Annotated in this window: 9 protein-coding genes; 7 read left to right on the top strand and 2 right to left on the bottom strand. The window is 59.0% G+C overall.

What is annotated here, in order from left to right; genetic code table 11:
* Window positions 1-1,048, bottom strand: a 1,048-nt coding sequence (locus tag ABG996_RS10510; protein WP_347500988.1) for a family 1 glycosylhydrolase, incomplete at its 3' end; no start/stop codon positions are given.
* 66 nt (window positions 1,049-1,114) lie between these two features.
* Window positions 1,115-2,878: a lactose/cellobiose PTS transporter subunit IIB gene (locus ABG996_RS10505; protein WP_138374612.1), complete on the bottom strand. Its 1,764-nt coding sequence runs from the start codon at window positions 2,876-2,878 to the stop codon at window positions 1,115-1,117.
* A 357-nt stretch (window positions 2,879-3,235) separates the two neighbouring features.
* Here ABG996_RS10505 and ABG996_RS10500 point away from each other — a divergent pair, with 357 nt between their 5' ends.
* From ABG996_RS10500 to ABG996_RS10470, 7 genes are all read left to right on the top strand, one after another.
* Window positions 3,236-4,240: a LacI family DNA-binding transcriptional regulator gene (locus ABG996_RS10500; RefSeq protein WP_347479677.1), complete on the top strand. Its 1,005-nt coding sequence runs from the start codon at window positions 3,236-3,238 to the stop codon at window positions 4,238-4,240.
* Between the two features lie 214 nt (window positions 4,241-4,454).
* Window positions 4,455-4,793, top strand: coding sequence for a PTS lactose/cellobiose transporter subunit IIA (locus tag ABG996_RS10495; RefSeq protein WP_055252615.1), 339 nt, complete (start codon window positions 4,455-4,457; stop codon window positions 4,791-4,793).
* A gap of 225 nt (window positions 4,794-5,018) precedes the next feature.
* A complete protein-coding gene (locus ABG996_RS10490) occupies window positions 5,019-6,050 on the top strand; it encodes a hypothetical protein (protein ID WP_347479678.1) in 1,032 nt (343 codons plus the stop codon).
* Window positions 6,051-6,359: 309 nt separating this feature from the next.
* Window positions 6,360-6,788, top strand: coding sequence for a galactose-6-phosphate isomerase subunit LacA (gene lacA, locus ABG996_RS10485; RefSeq protein ID WP_006234830.1), 429 nt, complete (start codon window positions 6,360-6,362; stop codon window positions 6,786-6,788).
* Window positions 6,789-6,851: 63 nt separating this feature from the next.
* Complete coding sequence (gene lacB / locus ABG996_RS10480) at window positions 6,852-7,376, top strand: galactose-6-phosphate isomerase subunit LacB (protein WP_006234831.1); 525 nt, start codon at window positions 6,852-6,854, stop codon at window positions 7,374-7,376.
* A 203-nt stretch (window positions 7,377-7,579) separates the two neighbouring features.
* A complete protein-coding gene (locus ABG996_RS10475; RefSeq protein WP_347479679.1) occupies window positions 7,580-8,461 on the top strand; it encodes an aldose 1-epimerase family protein in 882 nt (293 codons plus the stop codon).
* A 53-nt stretch (window positions 8,462-8,514) separates the two neighbouring features.
* Window positions 8,515-9,450: a hexose kinase gene (locus ABG996_RS10470; RefSeq protein WP_347479680.1), complete on the top strand. Its 936-nt coding sequence runs from the start codon at window positions 8,515-8,517 to the stop codon at window positions 9,448-9,450.
* The last annotated feature ends 328 nt before the right edge of the window (window positions 9,451-9,778 follow it).

Here is a 9,778-nt window from a genome sequence, read left to right as displayed (position 1 = left end):
CAGGCTTGTTCACATGCTCGCCAATACCCTTAACGCGCCAGCGGCCGGTGCCCTTCTCGCCCGTACCGTTGTGGTGCAGGTCGTTCTCGCCATCGTAAGCCTTCAAGAAGCGGCACTGATAGTTGTTAACGCCCAGGTAGTCGTTGTAGAGCGCGGCCTCGCGCATGATTTCCAGATCCTCGTCCAGGATCTCGATGGTGCCGCCCGAGACGGCAGCCAGGCGGTTGGCGCACTCGAGGGTGTCGGGGGCATAGTCGCCGCGGAAGGTGGCGTCGAGCAGAAACTGGTTCTGCAGCACGTGCTCGTTGTTGGCGGCTTTGATGTCGGCGGGGTCGTTCTCGTTGAGCGGATACTTAAACTCCAACGACTGAATGACGCCGATCTTGCCCTTAAAACCGCCGTTGTGGAAGGCCAGCACGGCCTTGGCGTGGGCGAGCATCATGTTGTGCTCGCACTGGAAAGCCTCGGCCAGATGCGCCTTGACGCCACCGGGGAAGGTGCCCTCGATGTAGGTGTTGGAGGCGTCGGCCCAGATCTCGTTAAAGGTGAACCAGTAGGTCACCTGGTCGGCGTACTCCTTAAAGCAGAAGGTGGCAAAGTCCACAAAGGCGTCGATGGTCTCGCGGTTGAGGAAGTCGCCCTTCTCAAAGAGGGGCAGCGGCGTATCGAAGTGATGCAGCGTGACAAACGGCTCAACGTGGTGCTTGTGGCACTCGGCGAAGAGATCGTGGTAGAACTGCACGCCCTCGGGGTTCATCTCGCCGGTGCCGTTGGGGAAGATGCGGCTCCAGGCGATGGAGAGGCGAATACCGTTGATGCCAAACTCCTCGCACAGCTCCAGATCGACGGGGTACTGGTTGTAGAAGTCGGAAGCGGGATCGGGGGAGAAGCGCCCCTGGGCCTCCAGGAAGTCGTCCCAGGCAACCTTGCCCTTACCGTGGGTGCGGGTCTCGCCCTCTACCTGGTAGGCAGCGGTGGCGCCGCCAAAGACAAAGTCCTCGGGAAACTGCGCAGGCGGGTTGGTGACGCTAGCGGGGTTAACGGACATGATGATCCAATCGTCTAAATCGAAGGGCCAGCCGGTCTTGGATGGTCGGCTGGCCCTGAGCGTTACTTACTTCGAGAGTTGCTCGCTTACGAAGGCGAGAGACTTGTCGCCGTTCTGGGAGAGCTCGATGTACTGCTTACCGCGGCAGGCGACGCATTTGTTGCCCACGCGCTCGCAGTCCTTCTGCAGGTCGGCCAGGTAGCTTGCGGCCTGCGGGGCCAGGACGACCAGGTCAAAGTCGGGGAGCATGTCAACGTGGTTGCCATAGGCCTCGGCAGCGGTCTCAAGATTGATGCCGCGCTCTTTGGCAGCCTTGGCCAGCGCGTTGGCGAGAAGGCCCGAGGTACCGCCGCCCTGGCAGAGCACGAGCACGCGCTTGCCGTTGAGGTCGCTGGCGGTCGTTGCCTCGGTGGCGGCGGGAGCGACGTCGGACTTCACGGCCTCGGCAGCAGCACCGGCGGCAACGCTCTTGGCGTCAGCCTTGCCCTGGAAGGCGTCGTTGAGCTTGGCGGCCTTCTCGGCGTTCTTGGCGGCGAGCTCCTCCTGGGAGATCTCGGCCTCCTCGGCGCACTTCTGGGCGTCATAGGCACGGAAGAACGGATAGTACAGAACGAAGTCGACGACCAGGATAAGGGCGAGCATCACAAAGGCGAGCGGCTGGAAGCCCAGGCCCATGATGGTGCCGATGGGGCCGGGGACGGTCCAAGGCAGGGTGTACATAAAGCCGTTCATGCCCAAGAAGTCGATAAAGATCTTGAGGATCCAGATGTTGGCGATCGGGGCAAAGACAAACGGGACGAAGAAGACGGGGTTGAGCACGATGGGTGCGGCGAACAGCAGCGGCTCGTTGACAGCAAAGCAGACGGGGACGATGGCGGCCTTACCGACGGCGCGCATCTCCTGAGACTTGGCCAGGAAGCAGAACATAAAGACCAGGACGAGCGTGGCGCCGGTGCCGCCCATGCAGACGACGAAGTACTGGGCACCCTGGGTCAGGACAGCGGAAGCGTGCTGGCCGGCCTGGAACGCAGCCAGGTTGTCGGTCATGTTGGCAACGAGGGCGGCGGCGATGGCGGGCTCGACGATCGAGGGGCCGTGGACGCCGACGAACCAGAAGAGGCTCATGGCGCCGTAAATCACAGCGAGGCCGATATAGCCGTCGGCGGCGGTGAACAGGGGCTGGAACACCTGGATGACGCCCTGGGCAAAGCAGAAGCCAAAAGCAGCGCGGAAGACGATGTCAAACACCCAAAAGACGGTGATGCAGACGGAGAAGGGGATGATGTCCTTAAAGGTCTGCGAGATGTTGGGCGGAACCTGCTCGGGCATCTTGACGGTGATGTTGCGCTTAATGAAGAACTTGTAGATGATGCCGGTCACAAACGCAGCGATGAAAGCGGTCAGCAGGCCCTTGGAACCAAGGTAGGTGGTGTTGAAACCGCTGGCAGCGTCCGTGGCGATGGTGTCGCTCGAAAGGAGCAGAAAGCCGATGATGGCCGCGCACATGCACGAGATAAAGTTGATCTGGTTGTTCTTGGGCAGATCGCGGTTCTGAGCGTCGGCGAAGTGCTTGGCCGTGGTGGCGGCGCAGGCGATGGCCAGGATGCCCATGGAGTAGTTGTAGCACTTCCACAGGGCGTTGTTGATGTCATCGGGCCAGTAGAAACCCCAGATGTTGGGGACCGAGGCTACCAGGCAGAAGATGGACGAGAAGATGATGATGGGGATGACGGAGATAAAGCCGTCGCGGATCGCCTTGAGGTACTTGTTGCGGGCGATCGCGTTGAAAAAGGGCTGGCCCTTTTCGATGATGGCGATGAGTTGCTCCATGCAATGCTCCTAAGAGTCGGTGGGTTAGCAACGATGGTAGCTTTTGGCGTTCGGTTGCCAAAATGTTGACGTTGCCATTTTGTGACACAAAAAAAGACGCGAACCGGTGGTTCCTGTGCCTGCGAACCGTCGATTCCTTATGCGTAAACGTTTGAGCCGCCCGGTGGCTCTGTGTTTGCACAATGGCAACGTTAACATTTGGGCGACAAAAGCCGTTCGGGGAAGCAAAAATGTCGGTGAACGGTAGGTTTTGGGTGGTGAACGTATGGTGGGGGAGGCGTTGGATATACTTGAAGGCGTTAAAAATGACTGCGCAAGGTGCCACCAATGGCATCGTTGACATAGAAAGATCGACCTATGGCCGCTGTTAAAAAATCGGTTTCCGTTAAGGATGTGGCGCGTCTCGCGGGCGTTTCGGAGCAGACGGTCTCGCGTACGGTGCACGATTCGCCCAGCGTACGCCCCGAGACCAAGGAGCGCGTGCGTGCCGCCATGCGCGAGCTGGGGTATCGTCCCAATTTTGCCGGTCGATCGCTGCGCCGTGGCAAGTTTAAGACCGTCGGCGTCGCCATGTTCAACATTACCGGCACCGGCAACCTCGACCGTATGGAGGGCTTTGCCGCCGCGGCCGACAAACATGGCTATGCCATCACCCTCACTAAAGTAGACGGGCATCCGTATACCCTCGAGAGCGCATCGTCGCGCATGAGCGCACTGCCGGTGGATGGCATGGTTGTGATTATGAACCGCATGCCGGCGGACTTTGGAACCTTCGAGCCGCTGCCCGGCATGCAGACGGTGCTCGTTACGATGTTGGAGCACCCGCTCTGTTCAACGGTCGATAACGACCAGTTCGATTGCTCGCGTCAAGTTGTTGAGTACTTGCTGGGGCGGGGGCACAAGACTGTGCACTTTATCTCATGCCCCGAGCGCTCGCTTTCGGGCATGCGGCGCGAGGAAGGCTGGCGCGAGACATTGCGCGCGCATGGCATTGAGCCCCCGCAGCTCGTGCGCGGCGACTGGACGGCACAGAGCGGATATGCCGCAGGCCAGGCTCTGGCGGATGATCCGACCTGTACTGCCATCTATGCCTCCAACGATGCCATGGCATATGGCTGCATTCGCGGGCTCGAGTCGCGCGGAAAGCACGTGCCCGAGGATGTGAGCGTGGTGGGTGTTGATGACAGCTTGGGCGATATCGTGCCCGATTGTCGCCTGGCCACGGTGCGCTTTGACAACAAGCGCGTCGGCATGTGGGCGGTTGACAAGATTGCCGGCGCTGAGGGCGTTGAACCCGGTGTGGAGCACATGCTGTTTCCGGGCGTGCTCGTCGAGGGCGATACGGTGCGCGATTGGCACTAGGGCGCGGGTCTGTTTGGGTTGCCGCTAATTGTGTTCGATATTGTTTAAATTGGTTTAAAAACCGTTCACGGGCAAAAATTGACCGTTCATAGCTTGAAATTACGTTTTGCGCTGTTCTTTTTTGTTTGAATGTTAATGTTTCTGCCATACAGAACGCAGCGCGTATGCCCGGACGCGATGCTCTCCATTGGTTCATATGTGAAAGGAACGCAATATGGCAACCAAAGAAGAAATCTCGATGGTTGGATTCGAGATTGTCGCATACGCAGGTGACGCCCAGACCGATCTGCTTGCAGCGCTCGATGCTGCTCGCGAGGGTGATTTTGAGAAGGCCGAACAGCTGCACAAGGATGCCAGCGATGCACTTATCGGCGCCCACGACACGCAGACCAAGCTGCTTTCGCAGGAGGCCGGCGGTGGCGAGATGGAGATGACCTTCATCATGGCCCATGCTCAGGACACTCTCATGACCACCATGATCCTGGAGAAGCAGGCCCGCTTTACCATCGATGCCTACAAGCGCATTGCCGAGCTCGAGGCCAAGCTCGCCTAACGAGCCCTCACAACCAAGTCCCCTTCCAAAAGCTCTGCCGCTACCCGCGGCAGGGCTTTTTCTGTTCTCCTCCCCGCAACTCATCCCGAGATAGTCATTGGGGACGTTCTTAAACGACTAGTCGTTGGGGACAGTCTTGGGGCTTCTGTTCGTCTTCCCGTTCGGTTTTTCGCAGGGTGGGTATACTTCCATCCGCAATACAGGCCGGAATGAGGAGGTATCCAAATGCCGGACAATGGATCGATTCAAAAAAGAGACGCGCACGAGATGGCTCATGGGCGTCCTGTCCAGATAACCGAGCACACGACGGTAACCGAGCTGCAGCCCAGCCTGTCCGATGTCGTGTGCGCAAACAAAAAGCTGCAGATCGGTATCATCGTTGCGCTCGTGGTGCTGGCGTTGCTGTCGGGCTTTGTAGCTCGTCCGCATTTCGCCGATACCAAAACTTGGGACCCCACCATCGAGGTTATCGACCAAAAGAAAGGCAACGTTTTGGCGCTCACGGCTTCATGCGTTGCTCTATCTGCGGGCATTACCGCGCTGCCTGGTGATACGGGAACGCCGGTTGCCGAGCAGCTCGCACAGCTTTCAGGCAACCTTGGCATCGTGCTTGCCGTGCTATACCTAGAGAAATATTTGCTCACGATTTTGTGGTCGGTTGGCCTGGGCATCTTAATCCCGTCTGCGTTGGTGCTCTTTGCGGTGTCGCTCGGCATTCACGGGCGCTGGAGCACGAGCACTGTCCTGCGCCGTGTGGCGACACGCGTACTGGTGGTTGCCGTGATCGGCATGGCGCTCGTGCCCGCGAGCGTATGGGTGTCGCAGAAGGTCGATGAAACGTATCGCGTAAGTATTGAGCAAGCTGAGCAAAAGGCTGCGGACGCTGCGGATGCGGCCGGCACCACGGACAAGTCAGCCGAGACCAGCTCAAAATCGAACAAGAAAAAATCCGAGACCACGGAGTCCAAAAACGTGCTCGAGCAGTTGACTGATGGGGCATCGAGCCTTGTTACGTCGGTGACCAGCGGCGCCAAGCAGATGACCGATGAGATCGTGCGGCAGGTGACCGATCTGATTGATGGCGTCATCGTGATGATCGTGACTTCGTGCGTTATCCCGCTGCTGGTGCTCGTGGCGTTCCTGTGGCTGGGCCACGTGCTGCTGGGGATCGATATTTCCGGCCCGGCGAACTATTTGACGGGTCGTTTCTTGAGCACTCCTTCCAAGCACGCCAAAAAGGGTGGGCAGTCTGAGTAGGCGGCAAAGCGATCTTTGGAAAACCAACCGTAAGAAGGGCGGCCGAGATGCGTTCTCGGCCGCCCTTTTTGTTTGTTGAATACGTGACAAGCCGGGCATTCCCTGAATCCAAACGGTCAGCAATCATCCGTAAACGGTATTTGTTCAAAAAAGAACAAAGATAAACAAATAGTTGTTGCAGTTACTGTTCGAATGTGTTCAAATAAACATGAACAGTGAAGAACCGCACATTCAGATGCCCGGACCTGAACGCGATTCAACACTTCCAAACAGAAACTACGCACCTGCGTATCTCTCAAGGAGGATGTCATGAGGGTTGTAATCGCTTCCGATGCCGACGGTATGTCGATGAAGGAGTCCATCAAGGAGATGCTCATCGCCGACGGTCACGAGGTCGTCGACTATTCCGAGACCCCTGCCGCGGACTTTGTCGATTCCGCGACCGCCGTTGCCAAGGACCTGCTGGAGCACAAGGATTCCCAGGGCTTCGCATTCGATAAGTACGGCGTCGGCTCCTATATGGCCGCCGTCAAGATTAAGGGCATGGTCGTCGCCAACATTTCTGACGAGCGTTCCGCCTACATGACCCGCGAGCACAACGGCTCGCGCATGGTCACCATGGGCCCGGGCGTTGTGGGCACCGAGGTCGCCAAGAAGATCGCCCGCGAGTTCCTGCGCGCCCAGTACGCCGGCGGCCGTCACCAGATTCGTGTCGACATGCTCAACAAGATGGCCTAACGAGAGCCACCGAGAACTCGAACTTCTACCTCAACTTGTGAATTCAGACGAAAGGACGTTCTGATGAAGAAGACCATCGCAATCGGTTGCGACCATATCGTTACGGACGAGAAGATCTATCTGGCCGACCGCCTGGAGCAGGCTGGCTACAAGGTGCTCGACTGCGGTACCTACAGCCACACCCGTACGCACTATCCCATCTACGGTAAGGCCGTGGGCGAGGCTGTTGCCAGCGGCAAGGCCGACTTTGGCGTGGCCCTGTGCGGCACCGGCATCGGCATCACCAACGCCGTCAACAAGGTTCCCGGCGCCCGCTGCGCCCTGGTTCGCGACATGACCTCTGCCCTGTATGCCCGTCGCGAGCTCAACGCCAACATCGTGGGCTTTGGCGGCAAGATTACCGGCGAGTTCCTGATGGCCGACATCATGCTCGCCTTCCTGGAGGAGCCCTACGAGAAGACTCCCGAGCATGATGCTCTGATCGCCAAGATCGATGCTTGCAACAAGGCCGACGCCGAGGCTCAGGCTGACCCGCACTTCTTTGACGAGTTCCTCGAGAAGTGGGACCGCGGCGAATACCATGATTAGCGGGTATCCGGCGTAATTAACTAGTCCGTTGACGGCTCGCGTTTCTGTGAGGGGGCGCGGGCCGGTTTGCTATCAGCCCAATTGGCCCAGCGGGCTGGACGTGCATTGCTCTTTTGTTTGCGGCGCTGCCTCATTACCTTTCTGCTAAAGGCACGACGTTCACAATGGATCGTGCGAGATGATATGTGAAGGAGAAGATTCCCATGGAGTTTGTTCTTGATAACGGCTCTGTCCGCATTGCGTTGAGCACGGCTGGCGGATCGTTCACTTCTATTGCGGCCAACGGCCGTGAGTACCTGTGGCAGGGCGACCCGGCGGTGTGGTCGGGCCAGGCACCCATTTGTTTCCCGATCTGCGGCGGCCTTCGTGACGGTCGCGCAATGACCATGGGCGGCCGTGAGGTAAAGCTTGCCCGTCACGGCTTTGCTCGCAAACAGGAGTGGAAGCTCGAGGAGCAGGGCGACAACATGATTGCGCTGAGCCTAAGCTCTGCCGACCATGCCGAGTTGCTCGAGCAGTACCCGTATCCGTTTAAGATCGTTGCTCGTTACACGATCGATGCGGAAAAGGTGGCCGTGTCGTACGAGGTGACCAATGAGGGCGCCGAGGACATGCCGTTCTTTGTGGGCGGTCACCCTGGCTTTAAGTGCCCGCTTGACGAGGGCGAGTCCTATGACGACTACGAGCTCCGTTTTGAGCAGCGCGAGGCCGCCGAGCTCTGTACTGCCGTTCCCTCGACGGGCCTGATTGATGTTGAGCATCGCAGCAAGAACCCGATGGTTGGCCATGACCTGCCGCTGACCCACGAACTCTTTGACTTCGCGGAGACCATCTTTGACGTGCTCGAGAGCCGCGTGGTTACGCTGACCAAGAAGACCGAGGACAAGGGCGTGCGCCTGACGTTCCCCGATATGCCGTACCTGATTGTGTGGAGCAAGCCCGAGGGTGACTTTGTGGCCGTGGAACCGTGGGGCGGCCTGTCCACCTGCTCCGACGAGGACGATATTCTGGAGCACAAGCGTGGCTGCCTGGTGGCCAAGCCGGGGGAGACCGTCACCCGCGGCTTTGAGATCGAGATCCTTTAACGAGCTATCGTATGTTTGGGGTGGTCATGCCGCCCCGGAAACAGGAGTTCAATATGATTCTGACCGTTACCATGAACCCGTCGATTGATACGCGCTATCAGCTCGACAAGTTGATCATCGACGACGTGAACCGCGTGACGCCCGAAAAGACCGCTGGCGGTAAGGGCCTCAACGTGAGCCGCGTGTTGCTGCAGCTGGGCGACGACGTGCTCGCGACCGGTCTGCTCGGCGGCCACATGGGTGCCTATATGGCCGAGCTCATGGATGCTGACGGCGTCAAGAACGAATTTGTGCCCATCGCCGGTGAGACGCGCATTTGCCTGAATATTCTGCACGAGGGTAATCAGACCGAGCTTTTGGAGAGCGGCCCGCAGATCACCCCGGCCGAGCTCGAGGCCTTTACGGCCAAGTTCGCCGAGCTTGCGGCGAAGGCGGACGTTGTGACGCTTTCGGGCTCGCTGCCGCGCGGCGTCGATGCCGGCTACTATGCCGAGCTCGTCAAGATCGCCGAGAAGGCGGGCGCCAAGGTGCTGCTCGACACCTCGGGCGCATCGCTGGAGGCCGCGCTGGAGTCCGACGCTAAGCCTGAGCTCGTAAAGCCCAACCTGACCGAGATTAACGGCCTGCTGGGTACGTCCTTTACGACCGATGATGTCGATGCCCTGCGCGAGGCGCTCGCCGCCGATGACCGCTTTGCCGGTATTCCCTGGGTTGTCGTTTCGATGGGCGCTGCCGGTTCGGTGGGCTTCCATGAGGGTCGCGCGTTCTGCGCCAAGACGCCCGCGATTGCGGCCGTGAACGCGACGGGTTCCGGTGACTCGACCATCGCCGGCTTTGCGCATGCCATTGCTGCCGGCGCCGACGACGTCACGGTGCTCAAGACCGCCAATACCTGCGGCAAGCTCAACGCCATGGATCCCAAGACCGGTCACCTGGTCATGGACCGCTGGGACGAGATCTACAACAACGTTGAAGTAACGGAGCTTTAGAGTTACGCGGTTTTACCAAACCGCGTAACCAGCCGACGCTGCAAGCCCGCCAGAGCGGCAATCTGCCTTTCAGCTTCGGCGGCATGACCAGAAGGTCAATGCCGCCTCGCTTCAAGGCACCTTGCTCGCTTTGGCGGGCTTTCGCTGTCGTGGCCAAAACATCGGCGTGGTCATTGGGGACGTTCTTAAATGACTGCGGCAGATAGGGACGTTCCTTTTCTGCTGGCAGTTTGGGACACTCCTTACGGGGCACCCATTACAGTCTGAAGTGGGCCACCGATAAATTTCGATGGCGAGCATTCGGCGCATTGCCTACGATACGGGCAAG

This window comes from Collinsella aerofaciens (genome assembly GCF_039836695.1).
Classification (GTDB): Bacteria; Actinomycetota; Coriobacteriia; order Coriobacteriales; family Coriobacteriaceae; genus Collinsella; species Collinsella aerofaciens_BD.
Note: the sequence above shows the minus strand (reverse complement) of the source record. Positions and strands in the feature narration are given on the sequence as shown.

Excerpts from the sequence above, each read along its gene's own strand:
- ABG996_RS10500 (WP_347479677.1), top strand. The coding sequence starts at position 3,236 with ATGGCCGCTGTTAAAAAATCGGTTTCCGTTAAGGATGTGGCGCGTCTC.
- ABG996_RS10470 (WP_347479680.1), top strand. The coding sequence starts at position 8,515 with ATGATTCTGACCGTTACCATGAACCCGTCGATTGATACGCGCTATCAG.
- lacB (WP_006234831.1), top strand. The coding sequence starts at position 6,852 with ATGAAGAAGACCATCGCAATCGGTTGCGACCATATCGTTACGGACGAG.
- ABG996_RS10505 (WP_138374612.1), bottom strand. The coding sequence starts at position 2,878 with ATGGAGCAACTCATCGCCATCATCGAAAAGGGCCAGCCCTTTTTCAAC.
- lacA (WP_006234830.1), top strand. The coding sequence starts at position 6,360 with ATGAGGGTTGTAATCGCTTCCGATGCCGACGGTATGTCGATGAAGGAG.
- ABG996_RS10475 (WP_347479679.1), top strand. The coding sequence starts at position 7,580 with ATGGAGTTTGTTCTTGATAACGGCTCTGTCCGCATTGCGTTGAGCACG.
- ABG996_RS10495 (WP_055252615.1), top strand. The coding sequence starts at position 4,455 with ATGGCAACCAAAGAAGAAATCTCGATGGTTGGATTCGAGATTGTCGCA.
- ABG996_RS10490 (WP_347479678.1), top strand. The coding sequence starts at position 5,019 with ATGCCGGACAATGGATCGATTCAAAAAAGAGACGCGCACGAGATGGCT.